Here is a 22592-nt window from a genome sequence, read left to right on the forward strand (position 1 = left end):
ACCTCGGGCCTACCAGCGCCGGCCGTGGCGCCGCTCCCACGCGGCCTCGACCGTGATCGGACGCCCGGCGTAGACGCCGGCGGGGATGGATGCGACGAGCAGAGCGGTGAGCACGATCAGCGGCACCTGCCAGCCGCCGCTCGCGGTGTGCACGATGCCGAGCAGGAGCGGGAAGATCGCGGCGAGCACATAGCCACAGCTCTGCACGAAGCCGCTCAGCGCGACCGCGGTCTCCGACTCGCGCGCGCGAATGCTGATCAGCACCAGCGCGAGCGGGAAGAGCAACCCGGCGAGCCCGTACAGCAGCACCCACAGCCACACGATCGACGGAGCGGGGAACAGCAGCAGGCCGAGCAGGCCCAGCACCGCGCCGAGCGCGCCGATCACATAGAGCCAGGTGGTCGCGTGGAAGCGCACGATGAGCACCGGCACGATCAGGGACGCGGGGAAGCCCGTGAACGCGAATAGCGACAGCAGCAGACCGGCCTGCTGCGGAGTCGTGCCGACGTGCTCGACGAGGATCGTGGGCAGCCAGGCGAACGCCGTGTAGGCCATGCTCGCAGACGTGCCGAACACGACCGCCAGCGTCCAGGCGAGGGGAATGCGGGCCAGCCGGGAGAAGACGCGCGAGCTGGACGGCGCCGTCACGATCGGACCAGTGGAAAGCGCCGCGGCGTCCTCGAACGACGGCCGGGCTGATGCGGTCCCGGCCGGATCCGTCACGTCGGCCTCGACCTGATCCTGTGCCCGGTCGCCGACCGCGGGCGCTGCCTCGGTCTCCGCGGGCGAGGCCGTGGCACCGACAGCCGTGCCCTCGGTCCGCGCGCGCAGCAGCATCACGATCCAGGGGATCGTCCCGGCGAGCGCGAACACGGCCCACATCGCGAGGGACACCCGCCAGCCGGCGACGTCCGCCGCCGGGACCGCGACCAGCGGCGGCAGGAACGTCGAGAACGCCATCACCGTCGTGTACAGCGTCATCATCAGGCCGAGCCGGTCGGGGAAGTACTTCTTCACCAGCGGCGGCATCAGGATGTTCGCCATGCCGACGCCGGCGAACACGAGCGCCGTGGCGATCAGCAGCGTGGTCGCGTCGACGGCGAACCCGCGCCCGACGAGCCCCACCGTCACGGCGCTCAAGGCGATGACGGCCACCCGCTCGAGACCGAGCCGGCGCTCCATGAGCGGGGTGAGCAGCCCGAACAGCGCGAAGCACACCGGCGGCGCGGTTCCGATCAGGCCGACCACGGCAGCCGGCATGGGGAAGTCGCGCGCCACGTGGTCGACGACCGGTGACAGCGAGGCCACGGCGGAGCGCAACGAGAACGCGACGAGGACGATGCCGAGCACCGCCAGGACGCGCCCGCGCCAGAGCGGTCGGACCTCGGGTCCGCCCGCCGTCACGAGCTCTGCGATCCCTCGAGCCAGCCCAGGTACTCCTCGGTGACGGTTCCGGTGACGTACCGGCCGTCGAAGGGGCTCAGGTCGAGATCGGTGAGCTCGGATCCCTCGGTGATCGCGGCCTTGAGGTCCTCGACCTCCTGGTACACGAGCCGGTCGGCGCCGAGCACCTCGGCGATCTCGGGGATCGTGCGGCCGTGCGCGATGAGCTCGTGCTTGGACGGCATGTTGATGCCGTACACGTGCGGGTGCCGGATGGGCGGGGCTGCGGAGGCGAAGATGACCGACTTCGCGCCGGCGTCGCGCGCCATCTGGATGATCTGCTTCGAGGTGGTGCCGCGCACGATCGAGTCGTCGATGAGCAGCACGTTCTTGCCCTTGAACTCAGTCGACATCGCGTTCAGCTTCTGACGCACGCTCTTCTTGCGCACCGCCTGCCCCGGCATGATGAAGGTACGGCCGACGTAGCGGTTCTTGTAGAAGCCCTCGCGGTACTCGATGCCGAGCTTGCGGGCGACCTCCATCGCGGCGGGCCGCGAGGAGTCGGGGATGGGCATGACCACGTCGATCTCGTCCAACGGCACGTGCTTCGCGATCGTGTCGGCGAGGCGGTCGCCCATGCGCAGCCGCGACTCGTACACGGAGATGCCGTTCATGACCGAGTCGGGCCTGGCCAGATACACGTACTCGAACGCGCAGGGCGCGAGGACCGGATCCGCCGCGCACTGCTTCGTGAACAGCTCGCCCTCGTTGGTGATGAACACGGCCTCACCCGGCTCCACCTCGCGGACGATCTCGTAGTCGCCGTTCTCGAGCACGAGGGACTCGCTCGCGACGACCCACTCCTCGGCCCCCTCGCGGGTGCGCTTGCCGAGGATCAGCGGGCGGATCCCGAACGGGTCCCGGAACGCGAGCAGCCCGTATCCGGCGAGGATGGCGATGACGGCGTACGCGCCCTCGATGCGCTTGTGCGTGCGCGCGACCGCCTCGAAGATGCGCTCCGAGTCGAGGTCGACGGTCGAGGTCGAGGTCTGCAGTTCGTGCGCGAGCACGTTCAGCAGCAGCTCGGTGTCACTCGAGGAGTTCAGATGACGGCGATCCCGGTGCGCCATGTCGGCGGTGAGCTCGCGCGTGTTCGTGAGGTTGCCGTTGTGGATGAGGACGATGCCGTACGGCGCATTCACGTAGAACGGCTGGGCCTCCTCCTCGCTCGACGCCGTGCCCTTGGTGGCGTAGCGCACGTGGCCGAGGCCGACGTTGCCGAGCAACGAGCGCATGTCGCGGGTACGGAACGCCTCGCGCACCATGCCCTCCGCCTTGGCCATGTGCATGACCCCGCTCGGCTCGGCCGTGGCGATGCCGGTCGCGTCCTGGCCGCGGTGCTGCAGCAGCAGGAGCGCGTCATAGATGTCCTGGTTGACCGGGGCGTGCCCGACCATTCCGACGATGCCGCACATGAGGTCAGTTCGCTCCGTCCGCGTAGGCGCCGACCAGGCGCACGGCACCACCGTCGACGCCCTTGGCGCCCTGCTCGAAATCGCCGGCCGGGCGTACGGCGACGGCATCGAGCCGCACCGTCCCGACCTGCCAGGTGTCGATGCCCCCGGCCGTGAGCGCGTCGGCGATCGCGGTGGCGGAGGCGGCGTCGACGACCGCGAGGAAGCCGATGCCGAGGTTCCAGGTGCCCTCGCTGGACTCGAGCGAGGTGCCCGCCAGATCGCTCAGCACACGGAACACCGGGGCCGGGGACCACGTGGAGCGGTCGACCTCGGCCCAGGATCCCTGCGGCAGCACGCGGGCGAGGTTCGCGGCGATGCCGCCGCCGGTGACGTGGCTGAGGGAGTGCACGGCGCCCTCGAAGCGATCGGTCAGGCCGAGCAGCGGAGTCGTGTAGAGGCGGGTGGGGGTCAGCAGCGCCTCACCCCAGGTCGCGCCGAGGTCGTCGGCGCGGTCGCCGTAGCCGATGCCGGCCTTGGCGAGGATGTGCCGCACGAGCGAGTAGCCGTTCGAGTGCAGGCCGCTGGACGCGAGGGCGAGCACGACGTCGCCGTCCCGCACGCGCTCGGATCCGAGGATCCGGTCCGCCTCGACGATGCCGGTCGCCGCGCCCGCGACGTCGTAGTCGTCGACGCCCAGCAGACCCGGGTGCTCGGCCGTCTCGCCGCCGACGAGGGCAGTGCCGGTGAGCTCGCAGGCCTCGGCGATGCCGCGCACGATGTCGGCGATGCGCTCGGGGACCACCTTGCCGCAGGCGATGTAGTCGGTCATGAACAGCGGCTTCGCGCCGACCACGACGATGTCGTCCACGACCATGCCGACCAGGTCGTGCCCGATCGTGTCGTGCTTGTCGATCGCCTGCGCGATGGCGACCTTCGTGCCGACGCCGTCGGTGCTCGAGGCGAGCAGCGGCCGGCGGTAGCCGAGCAGGGCGGAGGCGTCGAAGAGACCGGCGAATCCGCCGACCCCGCCGAGCACCTCGGGTCCGTGCGTGGCACGGACGGCGGACTTCATGAGTTCGACGGCGCGATCGCCGGCTGCCGTATCGACGCCGGCCTCAGCATAGGTGCGGGAGGACACCCGTCAATCCTACCGGCGGGCGACTGTGCGAAGACCCGGGAGACCGCCGCCGTCCCGGCCCGCCCGCAGGGCGGTCGGACGGACCGATCCGAAATGTCCTGGTGCATCGTCCGCGGACCTGGTAATACTTGACTCCCCCGATCCTGAGAGACCCCTGAAGGCGTGTGACGCGCTGGATGTGAGACCGCACGGCAACGACGCCGTGCGGTGGCAAGTGGAGAGGACGATCGTGGCACGCACTCAGAAGGACAAGGGATCCGCACCTGCTCCGGCGGAGGAGGCGGCCGCCGTGAAGAGATCGGCGCCGCGTCGCCGCGCGGCGAGTGCTGCGGCCGCGAAGGCTCCGGTCACGCCCGTGGCGAAGACAGCCGGCGCATCGCGATCACGCGCCCGCAAGCCGGTGCCGATGCCCACCACGTCGGCGAACACCGGACCGCTGCCGGTGGCCGCCCCCACGCTCGATCCCGAGATCGCTCCCGGGGAGCCGCCGGTCCGTCGTCACGGCCTGCGGAACATGTCGGAGATCCGGCACTTCTTCCGCACCAACCGCACCCCGATCTTCTTCGTGGGCGCGTCGTCGTTCAACCTGCTGGGCCTGGATCGCTGGGTGCGCGGATTCTCGTACATCGCCTACTACGACAGCTGGCAGGGCGCGCATCCGCGCGTGTTCAGCCCGATCCACAAGCCGTACATCGAGTGGGAGAGCGGCGAGCAGATCAACAACTGGCTGCTGCGCCACCACGAGGTGCGAGCGCACATCGCCCGACTCACTCCGGCGGGAGAGAAGCCGCGCATCGCGCTGGTGTTCTTCGACGAGGAGACCGAGGCGATCTGCGAGGAGCTCGGCTACGAGCTGATCCTGCCCAAGGCGTCACTGCGGGAGCGCCTCGACTCGAAGATGGTGACCACCCGGATCGCGGACTCCGTCGGCGTTCCCAGCGTGCCGAACGTGATCACGAAGGCGGAGTCCTTCGAGGACCTGATGGCGCAGGCCGAGAAGGCCGGTCTCGGATCCGACCTCGTCGTTCAGACCGCTTACGGCGATTCGGGCAAGACCACGTACTTCGTCACCGACCGCGCTTCGTTCGACAAGAACGCGGCCGACGTGATCGGCCATGAGATCAAGGTCATGAAGCGGATCAACAACCGCCCGATCGCCGTCGAGGCGGTGCTCACCCGGCACGGCACGATCGTCGGCCCGTTCATGACCGAGATCACCGGGCACAAGGAGCTCACCCCGTATCGCGGTGGCTGGGCCGGCAACGAGATGTTCCCGGGCGTGCTCGACGAGCCCACCCGGCATGCGGCGACCAGCCTCGTGCGCAAGCTGGGCGACGCGCTGAGCGCGGAGGGCTACCGGGGCTTCTTCGAGGTCGACGTGCTGCTGGACACCGACACCGGCGACGTGTACCTGGGCGAGCTGAACCCGCGCATCTCCGGCGCCTCCGCGATCACGAACGTGACCGCGGGCGCGTACGCCGACATCCCGCTGTTCGTGTTCCACCTGCTCGAGTTCTCCGGGGTGGAGTTCGACCTCGACGTCGACGAGATCAACGACCGCTGGGAGGAGCTCGCCGCCGCCGACCAGTGGAGCCACATGATCATCAAGCACACGGATCCGACCGTGGAGCACATCGATGTGGCTCCGCCCACCGGCCGTTACGTGCTGGATGCGTACGGTCGCCTCGCATTCTCGCAGGGCGACCTGGACTGGCACCTGCTCGGCAGCGAGTCGGAATCGTTCTTCCTGCGGATCTACGGCCCGGGAGACTACCGTTGGAAGGGCGCGGATCTGGGGATCCTGGTCACCAAAGGCCGGCTGCAGACGCCCACAGGGCGCCTGTCCATCCGCGCGAAGCATCTCATCGAGTCCATCCGGGCGATGTACGCGGCCACGCCGCTGCCGCCCGCGGCGGAGATCGACGAGCACGAGCAGATCGGAACCGAACCGACACCATGAGCGGTGATGTGACACCCCCGTCGACGGACACCTGGAACGGCACCATACCGGCGGCGGGCGGTGCACCGGACGGCCCGCGACCGATCGACGGGTTCATCCCCCCGCTCGAGGCCTGGCAGCAGGAGCCCAACCTGCGCTGGTCGATGCAGCACATGGCGGACTTCCTGCCGGTGCACGAGATCTCCTCGCGAGGGCGCACGCTCGCGCTGCCCTCGGTGCCGGCCGATCTCAGCCACATCGACGTCCCGCACCCGTGGGAGCCGCGTTCGGCGCCGTTCGAGGACGTGATGGCCTCGACCTTCACAGACGGATGGATCGTCTCGCGCGACGGCGCGGTCATGGGCGAGCAGTACACCGGCACGATGTCAGCGAGCGTGCTGCACCTGCTGATGTCGGTGAGCAAGTCGCTCACGACGGCCGTCGCCGGCACGCTCATGGGCGCCGGAGCGCTGGATGCGGGAGCGCAGGTCACCGCCTACGTCCCGGCTCTGGCCGGATCCGGCTACGAGGGCGCACGCGTGCGCGACCTGCTCGACATGCGCACGGGCGTGCGGTTCTCCGAGGCGTATCTGGACGAGAACGCCGAGGTCCGCCTGCTCGAGGAGGCCATCGGCTGGGCGCCGCGCAGGCACCCCGACACCCCTGGCACGCTGCGCGACTTCCTCGCGACGCTGGGCGCGGACGGCCCGCACGGCGGCCGCTTCGACTACAAGTCGTGCGAGACCGACGCGCTCGCGTTCGTGCTCGAGGGCGCGACCGGCGTGCACGCGGCCGATCTCATGTCCGAGCGGCTGTGGGGTCCGATGGGGGCGGAGTTCGGCGCGAACGTCGGCGTGGACGCGGTCGGTGCGGGCATGTTCGACGGCGGCGTCTCGGCGTCCCTGCGGGATCTGCTGCGCTTCGGCACGCTGTTCCTCCGCGACGGCGCAGCGATGGACGGGAAGCAGGTGCTTCCCTCGTCCTGGATCGCGGAGACCATGGCCGGCGCACCCGACTCCCGCGCGGCGTTCGCGAACGCGGCGGAGCCGACGCTCATGCCCGGCGGCATGTACCGCAACGGGTTCTGGTTCCCGTACCCGGGGTCCGACGTCTTCCTCGCGCTCGGCATCCACGGACAGATGATCTACGTCAACCGTGCCGCGAACGTCGTCGCCGCCAAGCTCTCCAGCTGGCCGACGCCGCAGGATGCCGAGCGGCTGCTGTGGACGATCAAAGCCTTCGACGCCGTCGCCCGAACGATCGGCTGACCGGCGCGTTTCGCGGCACCGGATCCGCATTTCCGGTTCGGGGAGCGATGCCGGTCCTGTTCCTGCACGGATCAGGACGGACATCGCTCCCTGAATCGTGAATCGAGCCGCCCCGCGAGGCCCCGGAATCCGTACGATGGGGCCATGGTCGACAAGCCGCAGTGGCTGGTGCGCGAGGAGGCCGGGATCCCGGTGCTCGTCGCACTCGCGCTGCGCCAGCGGCTCGGCGTACGGACCCCCGCCGAGCTTCCCACGCTGAGGGATCATCCGCTGCGCGCCTTCGACGACGCCGGGGCGGACGACGTGCTCGAACGGCAATGGCGGGCGTACTGGGACATGACGGTCGAGCCGGAGACGCACCCGTCCGCCGCTCCGCTCGAGCTCATCGACGGCTTCGACACGATCGTCGCGCTCCCCGCCGTCGGAGCCGAGCGGCTGCGCACCGCGATCGCCCCGCTCGCCGCCGAGGTGGTGCGCTACGCGAACGAGGCGCAGCAGCGCTACTCCCGGTCCGTCTCCGGCACCGGTGATCCGTATCGGGCATACGCCGCGGCGCTCGCGGAGTTCGAGCGCGACACCGGGCGCCGCGCGCACTCCTTCGAGCTGAACGTGCACGTGCTGCCGCTCGCGCAGCGCGGAATCTGGCGCATCGGGGCGTTCAGCATCGCGGTGACCGACAGCCTCCGGCACGACCCGGTCGACTTCGACAGCGCCATCCGCCCCGTCATCGCCGAGGTCGCCTGACCGGTTGACGGCTGCCTGCGCTCGTGCCCTCGCGCGGGCTACTCGACGACGGTCTCGTGGTCGACGCGCACCACGCGCTCGCTGTGGCGGGCGGCGCGTTCGAGCAGCAGCGCGATGACGCCGAACACGGCGATACCGGCCGGCACGGTCCACAGCAGCAGGAAGCCGAACACCTGGCCGAACGGGTAGGAGACCTGCGTGGCCTCCGAGGCGCCGAAGTTGCCGAACACGGTCAGCAGGAACGCGAGAACGACGCCCAGGCCCACGCCGATGCCGAGGAAGACGCCCCAGCGCGGCGCTCGACGAACGCGCGCGATCTCGATCTCGGGCGTGCGATGCGGCTGCGACGTGCTCATGGATCCATTGTCCCACGCGCACCTGTGCGGGGATCCGGCGGATGATCAGGGCCGCAGCGGCAGCAGCTCGGTCAGGTCGGCGCGCGTGCCGGAGGCGTGGATGCGGCCCGCATCGACGGCGGCGGCCCAGGTCTCGGATCCGATCGCGACGGCGATCCACGTGGCGGGATCCAGCTCGACGACATTCGGCGGCGTGCCCCGCGTGTGCCGCGGCCCTTGCACGACCTGCACGGCACCGAACGGCGGCACGCGCACCTCGACGCTGTTGCCCGGAGCCTTCTCGTCGAGCAGCTGCAACAGGTAGCGCACGGCTGTGGCGTAGTCGGAGCGGGCCGGCTTCTCCCCGGCCGTGAGCGCGGCGCGGGCCGCCTCGAGCGCCGCGCGCCCCGCCGTCGTGTCGATCCTGCTCGCCATGGGTCCATGCTAGGCACGCCGGGCATAGGCTCGGCACGATGACTTCCTCCGCCGAGACGCCCGCCACGGACACCGCAGCCGGGGCGCGCGCCGACCTGCTCGCGGCGGCGGCGAAGGGCGCACTCGGACTGGGCCGCTTCCCCGGGGTCGACGACGACGCGCACGCCGCGTCCGTGCTGATCCTGTTCGGCCGCCTCGACGACGAGCCGTCCGATGCGGACGCCGTGACCGTGCCGGCCGACCTCGACGTGCTGCTGCAACGTCGTGCGGCGACGCTCTCCTCGCACCCCGGCCAGGTCTCGTTCCCCGGCGGACGCCGGGAGGACGCGGATCCGGATCCCGCCGCGACCGCCCTCCGCGAGGCGGAGGAGGAGACAGGACTGGATCCGGCCGGCGTCGAGATCCTCGCGACTCTGCCCGAGATCCCCCTCGCCGCCAGCAACCACCTCGTCACCCCGGTGCTGGGCTGGTGGCGGGAGCCCTCGCGCGTGGTCGCGGTGGATCATGCCGAGACCGTGCAGGTGTTCCGCGTGCCGGTGGCCACGCTGCTGGATCCGGCGACCCGGTTCACCTCCACCCTCACGCGGATCGGGCAGACCTTCCGCGGGCCCGCCTTCGACGTGGACGGCACCATCGTGTGGGGCTTCACGGCGATGGTTCTCGACGGCGTCTTCGAGGCCGCGGGGTGGACCCTGCCGTGGAACCGCGCCGATGAGAGGCCGATCCGGCTCGAGGTGTGACCGACCGGGCGCCGCACGGCCGTCATCGGCATGCGCGCGGTCGGTAGGCTTGCGGGGTGAAGATCCTCGTCCTCGGTTCCGGTGCCCGTGAGCACGCGATCATCCTCGCCCTGCGTGCGGAGCACAAGGGGCACGAGATCCTCTGCGCCCCCGGCAACGCCGGCATCGCGCAGCACACGACCCTGGTCGAGGTGGATCCGATGGACGGCTCCGCCGTGCGCGCGTTCGCCGATGAGCATGCCGTCGACCTCGTCGTGATCGGCCCCGAAGCGCCGCTCGTCGCGGGCGTCGCCGACGTGGTGCGCGAGCACGGGATCCCCGTCTTCGGCCCCGGTCGCGCCGCCGCGCAGCTGGAGGGGTCCAAGGCGTTCGCGAAGCGGATCATGGAGGCGGCCTCCGTGCCGACCGGCCGTGCCGTGCGCGCGAGCTCGACGGCCCAGGTCGAGGCCGCGTTCGACGACCTCGGCGCCCCCTACGTGGTGAAGGCCGACGGCCTCGCCGCAGGCAAGGGCGTCATCGTCACCGAGGACCGTGCGGCCGCGCTCGCGCACGCCGAGCACTATCTGCCCCATGGCCCCGTGCTCATCGAGGAGTTCCTCACCGGGCCCGAGGTCTCGCTGTTCTTCCTCAGCGACGGCGACACCGTGCGCGCGCTCAGCCCCGCACAGGACTTCAAGCGCGCCCTCGACGGTGATGAGGGCCCGAACACCGGCGGCATGGGTGCGTACTCGCCGCTGCCGTGGCTCGAGGAGCAGTTCGGCAGCGAGGCGGCATTCGTCGAGGAGGTCACCCGCACGGTCGCCCTTCCGGTCGTGAAGCAGCTCGACGCCGAGGGCACGCCGTTCATCGGCCTGCTCTACGCCGGCCTCATCCTCACCCCGAACGGCGTGCGCGTGATCGAGTTCAACGCGCGCTTCGGCGACCCGGAGACCCAGGTCGTGCTGCCGCGCCTGCGCACCCCGCTGTCGCGACTGCTGCTCGCGGCAGCCACCGGCACGCTCGAAGACCAGCCGCAGCCGCAGTTCTCGGACGACGTCGCGATCACCGTGGTGCTCGCGAGCGAGGGCTACCCCGAGGCGCCGCAGACCGGCCGCCCGATCGAGGGCCTGGCCGAGGCCGCGGCGGTCGAGGGCGTCGGCATCGTGCACGCGGCGACCGCGGGCCCCGACGCACCGGGCGGCAACCTCATCGCCACCGGCGGCCGGGTGTTGAACGTGGTCGCGACCGGATCCGACTTCGCCGACGCGCGCACCCGCGCCTATGAGGCGATCGGCCGGATCCGCCTCGACGGTGCGCACTTCCGCACGGACATCGCCGCCCGCGTCGCGCAGTAGCCCGAGCGCGCGCGCACGGGCCTGGTCTGCACAAGGCCCGCGAGACGCCGACCGCGAACGCCGACGCCCCCTCGCATCATCGATACCCCCTCGTACGATCGTCCGTACGAGGGGGTATCGGCGCTCAGGCGGGGCATCGGCGCTCAGAGGGCGCGGACGAGACGAGCGCTGCGTCAGCGCTTCACGAGGTGCTCCGGACGCTGCATGAACAGGATCCCGATCACGCCGAGGAAGAGCACGGTGGCGGGCAGGATCATCGACTGCGCCATGGCGGTCGAGAACCCCGCCACCACGAACTCGGGCAGCTTGCCCGTGCCGAAGTCGCCGCCGTGGCTGGCCGCACCCGGAAGGTTCGCCTCGAGTCGGCCCTGCATGAGGGCGGCGATGGCTGCCGATCCCAGGACGGATCCGATCGTGCGGGTGGTGTTGTAGATGCCGGCACCCGCGCCCGCCTGGCGCGGAGCGAGGTTGCGCGTCGCGGTGGTGGCCAGTGGGCCCCACATCCCCGCCTGGCCGATGCCCATGAGCGCCGACGGCAGCAGGAACATCCAGATCGGGGTGTCCGGGTTCATCAGCAGTCCGTACCAGATCAGCGCGACCGTGGTCAGGCCGAGGCCCGGCACGAGCAGGACGCGGGGATCCACCCGGTCCAGGATGCGGCCCGCGATGGGGGCGAGCACGCCCGACAGCACCGCCATCGGGATCAGCAGCAGCGCCGCCTCGGTCGGCGTGAGGCCGCGGGCGAGCTGGTAGAAGAACATCATCGGCAGGGACATCGAGGTCACCGTGAAGCCGACGGCGGCGATGCCGAAGTTCGCGACCGAGAAGTTGCGGTCGCGGAACAGACCGAGGGGCACCAGCGGCTCGCTGCGGGTCTTCGCCTGCTGCCAGATGAAGATCGCCATCACCACGACGCCCGCGCCGATCATCGTCCAGATCCATCCGGCCCAGTCGTAGTGCTGCCCCTCCTGCAGCCCGAAGACAATGAGGAACAGCCCGAGGGCGCTGAGAACGACGCCGACCATGTCGAACCGGTGCTCGTGCGTCTTCAACCGCGGGACGAGGACCGCGGCCAGCACGAAGCCGATCACGCCGACCGGAAGGTTGATGAAGAAGATCCACTCCCATCCGAAGGCGTCCACCAGCAGGCCGCCGGCCAGCGGGCCCACCAGCGTCGCGACGCCCGCCGTCGCGCCCCACAGCCCCATCGCGGCGCCCCGGCGCTCGGCCGGGAACGTGCGGGTGATGACCGCCATGGTCTGCGGCGTCATCAGCGCGGCGCCGAGTCCCTGCACGGCACGGAACGCGATCAGCATCTCCAGCGTGCCGGAGAGACCGCAGCCGAGCGAGGCCAGGGTGAAGATCGTCAGACCGATGAGGTAGATGTTCTTCGGGCCGAACCGGTCGCCGAGGCGGCCGGTGATCAGCAGCGGCACGGCGTAGGCGAGCAGGTAGGCGCTCGTCACCCACACCACGTTGTCGAGGTTGTTGGTCTTCGGGTCGAGCGCAGCCTTGATGGCCGGGTTCGCGACGGAGACGATCGTGGTGTCCACGAGGATCATGAAGAAGCCGATGACCAGCGCCCAGAGGGCGGGCCAGGGGCTCTTCGGCTTGTGGCCGGCGGCGTAGGCGCCGGTCGACGTACCGATGGTTTCAGCCATTCTGGTGTGCCTTTCGCTTGGCAAGAAGGTGGTCCGGATCCGGCCCCCACGCGAAGTCGGGGGACGAGATCCGGGGGATCAGGGTGTCGAGCCAGTCGATCTCCGCCTGCAGCATCAGGCGGTGTCGGAACGGTTCGAGGAGGTACTGCTCCGGCACGTCGCGCGTCGCGGCGCCGTCCAGCGCGCCGCAGATCGTGTCGAGCTCCTGCCGGAGCAGCCCGAGCCGCTGAGTGAGCAGGTCGACCGCCTCGTCCCGGTCGAGGTTGTGCGCCTCGGCCAGGGCGACGCGGAACGGGGTCTGCCGCCGACTGCCGCCGAGTTCGCGGCGCACCCATTCGCGCACCGCGTCAGCGCCGGCCGCCGTGACCGCGTAGGTCGTGCGTTCGGGGCGGTTGCCGTCGCGATCGACGCCGACCTCCTCGAGCAGCCCCTGCCCGTGCAGGCGGGCGACCGTGTGGTAGAGCGTGCCGTTGGAGATCGGGATGATCCTGTCGTCGCGACGGGCGCGCAGCAGCCGCGCCATCTCGTAAGGGTGCATGTCGCCCTCGCTCAGCAGGGCGAGCACCATCACCCCCAGGGGGGTGAGCGCCGGATCCTTCACCATCACTCCGATCCGACTAGTCCATGTGGACTAGTCGGATAGGACTATACGCCGAAACAACAGCCGGCGCCAGCCCGGAGCCGTCGCTCATCGCAGCGCCGTGGCGAGCTGGGCGGAGGTGAGCTCGCGATCGGCGTAGACCAGGCGCATCACGGCGGGATCCGGATTCCCGACGTCCGGCGCGCGGTGCACGAGAGTCAGACCCGCCTTCTCCGCGACCGCCGCGGACGCGCGGTTGTGCTCGACGAGGTAGGCGATCACCGGACGCTCGGGCGCGACCTCGGCAGCAGCCGCCCGCGCCGCCTGCGCCAGCTCGGTCGCATAGCCGTGACCGTGGTGCTCGGCCGAGAGCCGGTAGCCGAGGTTCCAGACGCCCGCCGCGGGGTCATCGCCATCGGCGGTGAGCAGCGTGCATCCGCCGTTGCCGATCATCTCGCCGGTCCCCCGCAGCAGCACCGTCCAGGTGCCGAGCCCCGCACCCTCCCAGCTGCGCCCCCACCGCGCCATCATCGTCTGGATCTGGTCAGGATCGGTGGGCCGCAGGCTGGGGAAATGCGTCCAGACCCGCGGATCCGCATGGATCGCGAACACCGATGCGAGATCGCCCGGGACAGGTCGACGCAGTAGGAGGCGGTCGGTCGTGGTCTCGAGGGGAAAGGCGGCGCTCACGAGAGCAACCTACGCGTCGCCACGGACATCGCCGGCTCCGGCCACCGCGATAATGGACGCGTGAGCACACCCCTCGAACTCTCCGGCTGGCGTCACCTCTACTCCGGCAAGGTCCGCGATCTGTACGCCCCCGAGGATCCGGCTGACAAGCGCCTGCTCGTCGTCGCGAGCGACCGCGTGAGCGCCTTCGACTTCGCCCTCGAGCCGGGGATCCCCGAGAAGGGCGCCCTGCTCACCGCGCTCAGCCGCTGGTGGTTCGACCGGCTCGCAGAGGGACCGGATCCGATTCCGAACCACCTGGTGGACGGCGACATCTCGGCCGAGGTCGCCGACCGCGCGATGCTCGCGATGTCCCTGGAGATGCTGCCGATCGAATGCGTGGTGCGCGGATACCTGACCGGATCCGGCTGGGCCGAGTACCAGCAGAGCGGGACCGTCTGCGGCATCGCGCTGCCCGCCGGCCTGCAGAACGGCGACCGGCTGCCCGAGCCGCTGTTCACCCCGGCGTACAAGGCCCCCATGGGCGAGCACGACGAGAACATCACGTTCGAGCGCACCGCCGAGCTCGTCGGCGCCGAGCGCGCCGCCCAGCTGCGGGATGTCTCTCTCGCGGTCTACCGCCGGGCTGCGGCCATCGCCGAGGAGCGCGGACTGATCCTCGCCGACACGAAGTTCGAGTTCGGCGTCGATGCCGACGGTGTGCTGCGGCTCGCCGACGAGGTGCTCACCAGCGACTCCTCCCGGTACTGGGACGCGGAGTCGTGGCGGACCGGATCCACCCCCGCCGAGCGGATGGCGAGCTTCGACAAGCAGATCGTGCGCGACTGGCTGAGCGCCCACTGGGACAAGCAGGGCACCCCGCCCGTGCTGCCCGACGAGGTGGTCGCCCAGACCGCCGCACGTTACGCCGAGCTGCTGCAGCGCCTGACGGCCTGACGGGTCGCGTACCGGCCGCCGCGTGCCGAGATCAGGACAAGTGACCGAGAACAGGACGTTTCGCGCGGAAGGATCCTGATCTCGGTCATTCCTCCTGATTTCGGCGCGAACGGCCGGCCGGGCGCCGCGCAGCGGCGAGGCCGCGTGTCTGCGGGGCCGTGTCGCCGGCGGGACCAGGCGACGGGGATCCCTGCTCCCAGGGAACGCCCAGGATAGGGTTTCCACAGCCCCCTCCCCCGATCCCGAGGAGCCCGCATGGCCCTGTGGAAGATCCACGGCAACGGACGCACCGTCGAACCCGGCGCCGTCGTCCACCCCGATGAGCGCCTGAACTGGCCCGCCACGATCGCGATCGGCGTGCAGCACGTCGTGGCGATGTTCGGCGCGACCTTCCTGGTGCCGATCCTCACCGGCTTCCCGGTGCCGACGACCCTGCTGTTCAGCGGCGTCGGCACGCTGCTGTTCCTGCTGATCACGCGCAACAAGCTGCCGAGCTACCTCGGATCCTCCTTCGCGTTCATCGCCCCGGTGACCGCCGCGACCGCCGCCCACGCGACCGGCGGCGACAGTGGGATCGGCGCCGCCCTCGCCGGCATCGTCGCGGTCGGCGTGCTGCTCGCGCTCATCGGCGTCGTGGTGCATGTCGCCGGCGTGAAGTGGGTGGACCGGTTCCTGCCGCCGGTGCTGGCGGGCACCATCGTCGCGCTGATCGGGTTCAACCTCGCCGGCGCCGCGTACGGCAACTTCGCCAAGGCGCCCGTCACCGCGACCTTCACGCTTGCGATCACGATCATCTTCGCGGTGCTGTTCCGCGGGTTCCTGGGGCGGATCTCGATCTTCCTCGGCGTGATCGCGGGCTACATCTTCGCCGGCTTCCGCGGCGAGCTCGACTTCTCGGCGGTCGACAAGGCCGCGTGGGTGGGGCTTCCCACCTTCCACTTCCCCGACTTCGGCACCCCGAGCGTGTGGAGCGGCATCGCGATGTTCCTCCCCGTCGTGCTCGTGCTCATCGCCGAGAACGTCGGCCACGTGCGCGGCGTCGCGACCATGGTCGAGGACCCGGAGATCAACCAGCAGACCGGCAAGGCGCTCATCGCCGACGGCGTCTCGACCACGATCGCCGGCTTCTTCGGCGGATCCGGAACCACCACCTACGGCGAGAACATCGGCGTCATGGCGTCGACCAGGGTGTACTCGACCGCCGCGTACTGGGTCGCCGGCATCGCCGCGATCCTGCTCAGCCTCTCCCCGAAGTTCGGGGCGATCATCAACTCGGTACCCGCGGGCGTGCTCGGCGGCATCACGACCGGGCTGTACGGCCTCATCGGCGTGATCGGCATCAAGATCTGGGTCGACAACCGCGTCGACTTCTCCCGCCCTGTCAACCAGTACACCGCCGCCGTCGCGCTCATCATCGCCGTCGGAGGCTTCTCGATCGCGATCAAGGACTCCGGCTTCATGCTCGGCGGCATCGTCATCGCCACGGTGGCGGCGATCATCATCTATCACGGCGGCAACGCGATCGCCCGGCTGCGCAAGACCGGTGCGGACGACCCCCGTCCGCTCGAGGCCGTGGGGCCGATGGGCGGCGACCCGGCCTGATCCGCGCGACTGCTCAGCGCGAAGCCCGCGCCCGCAGCTCGGATCCCGAGCCGGGCGTGGGCTTCGTCATTCCGGGGAGCGGCGCTTCAGGCTCCGGCAGACCGTAGCGGCGGTGCACCCAGCGGCGCGCCTCCTCGAGCGGATACGAGTCGCCGTACATGATGCGCTGCCCGACGATCCCGTCGAGCACGCTGCGGAGCATGATCTCCTCGAGCGCCGGATCCGCGTCGCCGCGGTCGCGGAAGATCGAGCGCACCGCGTCCTCCGCGGCGATGACCCCTGCCATGTGCCGCCGCTCCCCCTCGGCGAACAGAGCTCGCGTGGTCGGCTGCTGCTGCAGGGCGATGACCACGCGCTGCAACGGAAGGGCGACGGCGGTCATGCCGAGCGCGGTGTCGATGATGGCTGCCAGCCGCACCTCCGGAGGGAGCGACGCGGCCGACGGCGGCGGCACTCGCTCCGACTCGGGCTGCTCGGGCTCGGTGGCCGGCTCCGACTCGGGCTCAGGCCGCGCGGCGATCTCTTCGCCTCGGGCCGCGCTCCCGGGGTCGGCCGCCGCCCCGCCGTGCGCGATGCCGAGCAGCATCTCGAACCAGCGGTCGATCACCGCCTGGACGAGCTGCTCTTTTCCGCCGAAGTAGTAGTTGACCAGCCCCTGTGCGACGCCCGCGCGTCCGGTGATGTCGGCGATCGTCGCGCCGTCGATCCCGCGCTCGGCGAAGACGTCGATCGCCGCCTCGAGCAGGCTCTCGCGGGAGCGCTCCCTGGCGACGCGGTTCTGCTCCGGGGAGCGTGCCATGCGACGTGCCTTCCGGATCCGTTTTCCGGGTGAGGGATCCTTTCGCTACATTAATCACTGAACAAGTGTTCAACCTACGATTCCCCCCAGACTGGAGGCGCCTTCATGCACGGCAGCGCGCGCGTGGATCTGAACGACCTCGGCAGCATCATCGGCTGGCTCTTCGCCCAGTGGTGGGTGTGGGTGATCGTCGGTGTCGTCGTGCTGTTCTTCCTCGTCGTGTGGATCATGCCGGCCGCGAAGGTGAAGCCCTCCGAGGCGTACCCGACCGACGACCGCGAGGCGAACGAGATCGCGCTGGGCTTCCTGCAGATCGTGAACCAGCCGTCCGGGCCGTGGAACGATCCGACCGCGTCCGCGCTCAGCGACGGGGAGAAGAAGCGGCTCGTCGAGATGTGGGGCGTGGCGACGCGTGAGGAGTGGCTCGCCGGCATCGAACGTCTCGTCACGGGCCGGCGCCGACGCGACGTGTGGGTGACCTGCCTGGCGATCCGCGCCGAGCTGGCCGGCCGGCTCGGTCGCGTGCCGAAGAGCAAGGAGTGGACGTCCGCGATCATCGAGGCCGGCGGCGACAAGCGCGATGCCCGCTCCTTCGTCGCCGCGATCGAGGGCGTCGAGGGGCAGGTGCGCAAGCTCGTCGGCAAGGACATCGTGACGCCGGACGTCTACGTCCGCACGCTCGACGGCTACGCGCTCGGCCAGGCCGTCGCACTCGCGACCTGGGGTGTCGCGCTGGGCCACGCCGACATCCCCGAGGCGCGAGCGATCATCCACCGCATCAACGAGGAGGGACGCCCGGCGTTCTCCTCGTGGGCCGACTTCGGCCTCAGCTACATCACGGGTCGCGTCATGCACTGGAGCGACGGCGTGATCGGCGAGAAGACCTTCGACAAGTTCGGCGACGGCTGGTCCGAGTTCAAGGCGGCCGCGACCGCGAAGCGCAACGGGCCGTGGGCGTCGCTGCCCTGGCGAATTGGGTGAGCGAGGGCCGTATGAGCACGGATCCGCGCACCGCGGAGCCGATCCGGGTCGATCTCTCCGCACTGCGGACGTCACCGGGAATGCGCACGCTGCTCGCCTACGAGCGCGCGGCGCGCATCCCCCTGCACCGGCGCTTCGTCGCGGTGCTCGCCGGCGTGCTGCTGCTCACGACGGCGATCGTGGCCGCGCTCTGGTGGCTCGGCTCGATCGGGATGCTCGCGCGGGTGCCGCTGATCGCCGTGTTCGGCGCCCTCTACGGCGTGATGGGAGCGGTCGGCTTCGTCTGGTACGCCGTGGGCCTGTCCCGCCGCACGCGCCTGGCGATGTTCGCGTGGGGCAACGGGTGGGCCTACGCCGACCTGCTGCAGGGCACCCGCCGACCCGGCTCGGCGTTCACGCGCATGCGCCGCTCGATCGAGCGCGGCGTGGTCGCGTCGGAGGACGAACGCATCCCGTTCGAGCTGGGCATCGCGCGCTCGGTCGGCGGCCGGGACGAGGCCGCGACCGTGCAGCGCCCTTTCGCCTTCGTCGAGCTGCCGCTGCCTGCGAAGGTTCCGCACATCGTGCTGCGCAACCGCCGCCGCAGCATCGTGCCCACCCTGGGTCTGGGCGGGGCACGGATGGATCTGGAAGGCCATTTCGCGTCGACGTTCCAGCTGCTGGTGCCCGAGGGGTATCAGCGTGACGCGCTCTACATCTTCACGCCCGATCTGATGGCGCGGATCCTGGATCTCGGATCCGGTGCCGAGATCGAACTCGTCGAGGATCGCGCCTACGTGTACCTGCCCGGCAGCACCCGGTTCGATCGACCGGACGTGATGCAGGGAACCGTGCAGCTCGCCGAAGAGCTGCACCGACGCTTCGCGGCACGCACGGGGCCGTACCGCGACGAGAGCACCGGCCCGATCGTACGACCGGAGGGAGTTGCGATCGGGCTGGGCGGACAGCGCCTCGGCGGACAGGGCGTGTCCCTGCTGGCCGTGGCCGGCGTATCGGCGGCGGTGATCCTCTCCGCAGGGATCACGGCGTTCGCGCTGTTCGGCGGGGCGATCCTGCGATCAGGGGGGTGACCGCAGGCGCTGATCTCTTGGGGGGATCGGCGACCGACGCCCCGTCCCCTGCTGTGCACGGCAGGGGACGGGGCGTCTCGGCGTCTGCGACCGGGACCGGGTCGGCGCGATGATGTGCGCCCTGCGCCCGCCGCGCTCAGCGCCGGATGATGCGCTGCTCGATCGCCGCGGCGACGGCGCCGGCCCTGGTGTCGACGCCGAGCTTGCCGTAGATGTGCGAGAGGTGCGACTTCACCGTCGCCTCCGACACGAACAGCGCCTTGGCGAGCTCGCGGTTGCCGAGGCCGTCCGCCAGCAGCTCGAGCACCTCGACCTCGCGCTCGGTCATACGCGGCTCGGGCGAGGCGGCACGGCGCATGAGCACCGCCGCCACGGAGGGAGCCAGGGCCGGCTCGCCCCGGTGGACCGCCTGAATGCCGGCGAACAACTGGTCCGGCGGGGAGTCCTTCAGCAGGTATCCGGCGGCACCGGCGTCCAGCGCGCGCAGGATGTCGGATTCGCTGTCGTAGGTGGTCAGCACGAGCACGGCCGGCGGCTCCGGCAGCGCCCGGATCCGCCCGGTGGCAGCGATGCCGCTCTCGCCGTCACCCGGGCTGAGGTCCATGAGCACCACATCCGGCCGCTCGGCCTCGACCGCCCGCACGGCGTCGGCGGCGTTCGACGCCTCGCCCACGACCACGAGGTCGTCCCTCGACTCGAGCAGCGCGCGCACGCCGGCGCGCACGACGGGATGGTCGTCCACGAGCACGATCCGCAGAGTCATCGGTTCTCCTTCTGCGGATCCGCATCGGATCCGCTCTCGGTGTCGGATCCGCTCTTCGTGTCGGATCCGCTCGCGGGATCGGAACCCGCTGCGAGATCGGAACCGGCCGCCGGATCGGAACCGGCCGCGCGATCGGACCCGGTCCTCGCACCGGATCCGGGCTCCGCGCGGGTTCCGTCGGCGCTGAGCGGGAACACCAGCGACAGCGTCGTGCCCTCCCCCGGAGCGCTCTCGACGTGCAGCTCGCCGCCCAGCTGAGCGATCCGCTCCGCCATGCCGGGGATGCCCTGGCCGCGGCCGGCCGCTCGTCGCTGTGCCGCCCTGGCCGACATCGCGGCGGGCCGCGCGTCGAAGCCGACCCCGTCGTCGCGGATGTCCAGGCGCAGCTCGTCCGGCTGGGCGGTCAGGCTCACCACGGCCCGGGTCGCGCGGGCGTGCTCGGCGACGTTCGCGAGGGCGCCGCGCACCGTGCGGATGATGGCCGACGCCACCGGCAGCGGCACCTCCGTGGCGGTGCCGTGGCTGCGGAACTGCACGTCGACGCCGCGCCCCGACGCCTCCTCGACCACGCGGGCGAGGGCGGCGGGGAGGGATCCGGCGGCGCCCTCGAGCTCGCCGGGGGCGAGGTCGCGCACCACGCGGCGCACCTCGTCGAGCGCCGACCGGGCGGTGCCGGCGGCCGAGCGCACCTGCTCCCTGGCGGTGTCGGGGCGGCGCTCCCAGCCCTGCTCGGCCGCCTGCAGCAGCAGGTTGATGCTGGACAGGTCCTGCCCGACGGAGTCGTGGATCTCACGCGACAGGCGGGCGCGTTCGGCGAGCGCGCCCGCACGGTGCTGCGCGGCGGAGAGGTCCGCCTGCGTCGCGGTGAGCTCGTCGAGCAGCTGCTGCCGGGCGCGCGCCTCGCGGTCGAGTGCACGGTAGGCGAAGATCGTGGCGAACGCGATGCCGATCGGGCCCGCGACGAGCGTCGGGTCGAACAGCGAGGAAAGGCGCAGTTCTGCGACGATCACGACCGCGGTCATCGCCGCGATCGCTGCCGTCGCCGGCCAGAACGGCAGGATCTGCAGCACCGCGAAGGCGAGCGGAACGGCACACCAGCCGAACGACGGCGCGACCAGCGTGAGCACGGCCCAGAGCGCGCACGCCACGAGCGCCCATGCCGCGGGCCACACACCGCGACGCGGCACCAGGCCCTGCAGTACGGCGGTCACGGTGAGCAGGGCGGCGCCGGCGAGCACGAGGACGGCGTTCTCGCCCTCGCCGTGGCGAAGCAGGTAGCGGATCGCGCTCACCACGATCAGCGCGATGAGCACGACCTGCAGCGCCCGCCCGAACCGTACGGGAGCGAGGATGCCCCGCACGCCGTCGCCGAGGGACCTCTCGTCCTGCAGCTCGGTCCGCGATCGCATGGGCTCAGCCTACGAACGCCGCGCTCGGAACCGCATCATCCGATCGGCTATGGCTCCGCGCCCAGGGCGGCTGCCGCCTGCCGCCGGCGGACGTCGTACGCCGCAGACCGCCTGCCCGCCCGCTGCCCGCCGCCGGTCGGCGCCTGCAACACACCAACACCTTCCGTGCCGTATTCAGGTTGGATCGCCCGTGTTCACGTCCACACGCCGCGTTTCCGTCTCCGAAGCCGAATCCATCCTGAATTCGGTCTGCGCGTCACGCCGAGCCGCGCACCACCAGCTCGGTGCCGAGGGTCGTGCGGTGCGGCGGAGCGGATCCGGTCAGTCGGTCGATAAGCACGCCCGCGAGTGCCTCGCCCTGGGCGTGCATCGGCTGGCGGATCGTGGTGAGCGGCGGATCCGTCGAAAGGGCCACGGGTGAGTCGTCGAAGCCGACGATCGCGACGTCCTCGGGAATGCGCACGCCCGCGCCGCGGAGCGTACGCAGCACGCCCCGGGCCATGAGATCGCTGGCGGCGAAGACCGCGTCGGGCAGCCCTCCGCCCGGCTCGGCGGCGCGGTCGAGCAGCTCCTGGACCGCCCGCACCCCGCTGGCCTCGGAGTAGTCGCCGGCGATCTCGGCGAACGGCTCCAGACCGTCCTCGGCGAGGCGCTCGCGGAAGCCGGTGAGCCGATCCACGGCGCCCGCCATCGACAGCGGCCCTGTCACGGTCGCGATCCGTCGGTGCCCAGTGGCCAGCAAGTGGTCGACGGCCTGCCTGCTGCCCGTGACGTTGTCCACGTCCACGAGCCAGTCGTCGTCACGGCCGTTCGTGCGGCGTCCGCCGAACACGACCGGCACGGCCTCGACGATGCGGTCGACGAAGGCGTCGCTGTTGTGGTGCGACAGGATGATCGCGCCGTCCACGCCTCCGTTGCGCACGAAGCCCGTCATCCTGCCGCCCGGGTCATCGCTCGCGATCAGCAGGTTCAGGATGTAGTCCGAGCGCGCGACCCGGTCGCTGATCCCGGCGACGACCGCGCCGAAGTAGGGGTCGCCGAAGAAGCGCCGAGTGTCCTCGGGCACGACGAGCGCGATCGCGTGGGTCTGGCGCAGGGCGAGCGAGCGCGCCGCGCGGTTCGGCGCGTAGCCGAGCCGGGCGATCGCGTCCTGCACCGCCGCGAGCGCGTGCGGGCTCACCGCGGTCGACCCGTTCACGACCCGCGACACGGTCGACCGGGAGACCCCTGCCGCCGCCGCGACCTCCTCGATCGTGGCCCGTCCGGACGCCGTCCGATCCGTGGTTCCCTCTCCCGATGGGGATCCCGGTGCCGCCGGCCCGATGCGT

21 protein-coding genes are annotated in these 22592 nt (G+C 71.0%); 9 read left to right on the forward strand and 12 right to left on the reverse strand.

Annotated elements, in window-relative coordinates; translation table 11 throughout:
• Window positions 1–9: 9 nt before the first annotated feature.
• The 3 genes from AB4078_RS12340 to purM are packed head-to-tail and all read right to left on the reverse strand — an operon-like array spanning window position 10 to window position 3978.
• Complete coding sequence (locus AB4078_RS12340; RefSeq protein WP_441977377.1) at window positions 10–1404, reverse strand: MFS transporter; 1395 nt, start codon at window positions 1402–1404, stop codon at window positions 10–12.
• A complete protein-coding gene (gene purF, locus AB4078_RS12345) occupies window positions 1401–2858 on the reverse strand; it encodes an amidophosphoribosyltransferase (RefSeq protein WP_441977378.1) in 1458 nt (485 codons plus the stop codon). The genes AB4078_RS12340 and purF overlap by 4 nt, the downstream gene beginning before the upstream one ends.
• Window positions 2859–2862: 4 nt before the next feature.
• Window positions 2863–3978 carry a phosphoribosylformylglycinamidine cyclo-ligase gene (purM, locus tag AB4078_RS12350; protein WP_441977379.1) on the reverse strand — a complete coding sequence of 372 codons (1116 nt, stop codon included), beginning with the start codon at window positions 3976–3978 and terminating at the stop codon, window positions 2863–2865.
• A gap of 229 nt (window positions 3979–4207) precedes the next feature.
• On the opposite strand from purM, the gene AB4078_RS12355 reads away from it, so the two are divergent.
• From AB4078_RS12355 to AB4078_RS12365, 3 genes are all read left to right on the forward strand, one after another.
• Window positions 4208–5938 (forward strand): biotin carboxylase, encoded by a 1731-nt coding sequence (locus tag AB4078_RS12355; RefSeq protein WP_441977380.1) that lies wholly within the window; start codon window positions 4208–4210, stop codon window positions 5936–5938.
• Window positions 5935–7185, forward strand: coding sequence for a serine hydrolase domain-containing protein (locus AB4078_RS12360; RefSeq protein WP_440733078.1), 1251 nt, complete (start codon window positions 5935–5937; stop codon window positions 7183–7185). Before AB4078_RS12355 ends, AB4078_RS12360 begins: the two co-directional genes overlap by 4 nt.
• Window positions 7186–7329: 144 nt before the next feature.
• A complete protein-coding gene (locus tag AB4078_RS12365) occupies window positions 7330–7929 on the forward strand; it encodes a zinc-binding alcohol dehydrogenase (protein ID WP_440733077.1) in 600 nt (199 codons plus the stop codon).
• Window positions 7930–7967: 38 nt separating this feature from the next.
• Here the strand turns inward: AB4078_RS12365 and AB4078_RS12370 are convergent, their stop codons facing one another.
• Both AB4078_RS12370 and AB4078_RS12375 read right to left on the reverse strand, forming a co-directional pair.
• Window positions 7968–8285: a potassium transporter Trk gene (locus AB4078_RS12370; protein ID WP_440733076.1), complete on the reverse strand. Its 318-nt coding sequence runs from the start codon at window positions 8283–8285 to the stop codon at window positions 7968–7970.
• Between the two features lie 45 nt (window positions 8286–8330).
• Window positions 8331–8699: a sterol carrier family protein gene (locus tag AB4078_RS12375; protein WP_440733075.1), complete on the reverse strand. Its 369-nt coding sequence runs from the start codon at window positions 8697–8699 to the stop codon at window positions 8331–8333.
• A 38-nt stretch (window positions 8700–8737) separates the two neighbouring features.
• Between AB4078_RS12375 and AB4078_RS12380 the strand changes: the two genes are divergently transcribed.
• Complete coding sequence (locus tag AB4078_RS12380) at window positions 8738–9439, forward strand: NUDIX hydrolase (protein WP_441977381.1); 702 nt, start codon at window positions 8738–8740, stop codon at window positions 9437–9439.
• Between the two features lie 56 nt (window positions 9440–9495).
• Entirely contained in the window at window positions 9496–10773 is a 1278-nt protein-coding gene (purD, locus tag AB4078_RS12385) for a phosphoribosylamine--glycine ligase (protein ID WP_441977382.1), read from the forward strand.
• Window positions 10774–10946: 173 nt separating this feature from the next.
• Here purD and AB4078_RS12390 read toward each other — a convergent pair whose 3' ends face one another.
• From AB4078_RS12390 to AB4078_RS12400, 3 genes are all read right to left on the reverse strand, one after another.
• On the reverse strand, window positions 10947–12434 hold the full coding sequence (locus tag AB4078_RS12390) for a DHA2 family efflux MFS transporter permease subunit (protein ID WP_441977383.1): 1488 nt from the start codon (window positions 12432–12434) through the stop codon (window positions 10947–10949).
• Entirely contained in the window at window positions 12427–13038 is a 612-nt protein-coding gene (locus AB4078_RS12395; RefSeq protein WP_440733071.1) for a PadR family transcriptional regulator, read from the reverse strand. The genes AB4078_RS12390 and AB4078_RS12395 overlap by 8 nt, the downstream gene beginning before the upstream one ends.
• An 84-nt stretch (window positions 13039–13122) precedes the next feature.
• Entirely contained in the window at window positions 13123–13704 is a 582-nt protein-coding gene (locus tag AB4078_RS12400; protein ID WP_441977384.1) for a GNAT family N-acetyltransferase, read from the reverse strand.
• 60 nt (window positions 13705–13764) lie between these two features.
• Between AB4078_RS12400 and AB4078_RS12405 the strand changes: the two genes are divergently transcribed.
• On the forward strand, window positions 13765–14640 hold the full coding sequence (locus AB4078_RS12405; protein WP_441977385.1) for a phosphoribosylaminoimidazolesuccinocarboxamide synthase: 876 nt from the start codon (window positions 13765–13767) through the stop codon (window positions 14638–14640).
• Window positions 14641–14895: 255 nt separating this feature from the next.
• Window positions 14896–16242, forward strand: coding sequence for a uracil-xanthine permease family protein (locus AB4078_RS12410; protein WP_441977386.1), 1347 nt, complete (start codon window positions 14896–14898; stop codon window positions 16240–16242).
• 13 nt (window positions 16243–16255) lie between these two features.
• Here the strand turns inward: AB4078_RS12410 and AB4078_RS12415 are convergent, their stop codons facing one another.
• A complete protein-coding gene (locus AB4078_RS12415) occupies window positions 16256–17041 on the reverse strand; it encodes a TetR/AcrR family transcriptional regulator (RefSeq protein ID WP_440733067.1) in 786 nt (261 codons plus the stop codon).
• Window positions 17042–17146: 105 nt separating this feature from the next.
• Here AB4078_RS12415 and AB4078_RS12420 point away from each other — a divergent pair, with 105 nt between their 5' ends.
• A complete protein-coding gene (locus AB4078_RS12420; protein WP_440733066.1) occupies window positions 17147–18022 on the forward strand; it encodes a DUF1266 domain-containing protein in 876 nt (291 codons plus the stop codon).
• Window positions 18023–18033: 11 nt separating this feature from the next.
• Window positions 18034–19092: a hypothetical protein gene (locus tag AB4078_RS12425; RefSeq protein WP_440733065.1), complete on the forward strand. Its 1059-nt coding sequence runs from the start codon at window positions 18034–18036 to the stop codon at window positions 19090–19092.
• Between the two features lie 136 nt (window positions 19093–19228).
• Here the strand turns inward: AB4078_RS12425 and AB4078_RS12430 are convergent, their stop codons facing one another.
• The 3 genes from AB4078_RS12430 to AB4078_RS12440 all read right to left on the reverse strand — a co-directional run bounded on the left by AB4078_RS12430 (window position 19229) and on the right by AB4078_RS12440 (window position 22588).
• Entirely contained in the window at window positions 19229–19855 is a 627-nt protein-coding gene (locus AB4078_RS12430) for a response regulator (RefSeq protein ID WP_441977387.1), read from the reverse strand.
• Window positions 19852–21264 carry a histidine kinase gene (locus AB4078_RS12435; RefSeq protein ID WP_441977388.1) on the reverse strand — a complete coding sequence of 471 codons (1413 nt, stop codon included), beginning with the start codon at window positions 21262–21264 and terminating at the stop codon, window positions 19852–19854. Before AB4078_RS12435 ends, AB4078_RS12430 begins: the two co-directional genes overlap by 4 nt.
• A gap of 256 nt (window positions 21265–21520) precedes the next feature.
• Complete coding sequence (locus AB4078_RS12440) at window positions 21521–22588, reverse strand: LacI family DNA-binding transcriptional regulator (RefSeq protein ID WP_441977539.1); 1068 nt, start codon at window positions 22586–22588, stop codon at window positions 21521–21523.
• Between the last annotated feature and the right edge of the window lie 4 nt (window positions 22589–22592).

It is taken from the genome of Microbacterium sp. 2MCAF23, from assembly GCF_052115565.1.
Taxonomy (GTDB): domain Bacteria; phylum Actinomycetota; class Actinomycetes; order Actinomycetales; family Microbacteriaceae; genus Microbacterium.